Annotated in this window: 1 protein-coding gene and 1 pseudogene; both read left to right on the forward strand. The window is 61.8% G+C overall.

The features are described 5' to 3' along the window. Window positions 1-183: 183 nt before the first annotated feature. Window positions 184-570: pseudogene (gene tnpA / locus MEICH_RS25625) on the forward strand (IS200/IS605 family transposase); the annotation flags it as partial. An 83-nt stretch (window positions 571-653) separates the two neighbouring features. Then, a partial coding sequence (locus tag MEICH_RS0116245) for an RNA-guided endonuclease InsQ/TnpB family protein (RefSeq protein WP_476695757.1) occupies window positions 654-1,379 on the forward strand: 726 nt, incomplete at its 3' end.

Genomic DNA, 1,379 nt, shown 5'->3' on the forward strand with positions numbered 1-1,379 from the left:
GGCTAAGAGCAGGCCGTAATTGCAAATATATTGACAATATTACGCTCAAGATTTTTTATAAAAACGAGGGGGCGTGGGGGAGCTATAATCCCCCGCTGATTCATCGCGGGGATACATGGACTCCCCCACGTGCTCCGAAGGAGCACATAGCATGGTGGGCGGCAGGTGTGCTATACTGTGGTAGTGCCTACGGTCTACAAACACAAAAACACCACCGTCTCGCTGCTGCGCTACCACTTCGTCTTTGTGCCCAAGCGCCGCCGCAAGATTCTGGTAGGGCCGTTGGCCGAGCGGTTGCGGGCCTTGCTGGTGGAGAAGTGTGCTGAGTTGGGCTGGGAAATCATCGCCCTGGAAGTCATGCCCGACCACCTGCACCTGTTCATCTCGGTAGACCCCGACGTGGCCCCCAATCAGGTCGCTCACCGCTTGAAGGGCTACACCTCGCACGTGCTGCGCCGGGAGTTCCCCCACCTCATCCGCCTTCCTGCGCTGTGGACGCGCTCGTACTTCGTGAGCACGGCGGGCATGGTTAGCAGCAAAACCATCGAGCAGTACATCGCCGCCCAAAAACGAGGGACTGAATGGCTGTCCATCGCAAGGTCTACCGCTTCCGCATGGAACCCACCCAAGCCCAAAGCGACGCTTTGTTGCGGATGGCAGGTGCTCGTCGCTTCGTGTGGAACTGGGGCCTTGCCCGGCGCAAGGAAGCCTACGCCGCTACCGGCAAGGGCCTGACCTACAACCAGCAAGCCGCCGAGTTGACCACCCTGAAGCAGCAGCCGGAGACCGTGTGGCTGAAGGAAGCCGACAGCCAGCTCCTGCAGCAGGCCCTCAAGGACCTCGACCGCGCGTTCAAGGCCTTCTTCGAGCGACGGGCCGGGTTCCCCCAGTTCAAGTCCAGGAAACGGGACGAGCCCCGCTTTCGCATCCCCCAGCGGGTCAAGGTCGAGAACTCCAAGGTGTATGTCCCTAAAGTCGGCTGGGTGCGGATACGCCAGAGCCAGCCGATCGATTGCCCCATCAAGGGGGCCACCTTCAAGCGGGAGGCTGACGGGCACTGGTACGTGACCCTGACCGCCGAGTTCGAGATGCCCGACGTCCCCTTGCCCCCCGCCAACCCCGAGCGGGTGGTGGGGGTTGACCTGGGGCTCAAGGACTTCGCCGTGCTGTCCGACGGAACTCGGATTGCCCCACCGAGGTTCTACCGCAAGGGGCTCGCCAAACTCCGTAGAGCGCAAAGGGAGCTATCCCGCAAGAGGAGGGGGAGCAAGAACCGGGAAAAGGCGAGGCATCGGCTGAGCAAGGTACACGCCAGGGTGCGTAACCAGCGGCAGGACTGGCTGCACAAGCTGACCACCGGACTCGTCCAGAAGTACGAC

This window comes from Calidithermus chliarophilus DSM 9957 (assembly GCF_000430045.1).
Taxonomy (GTDB): Bacteria; Deinococcota; Deinococci; order Deinococcales; family Thermaceae; genus Calidithermus; species Calidithermus chliarophilus.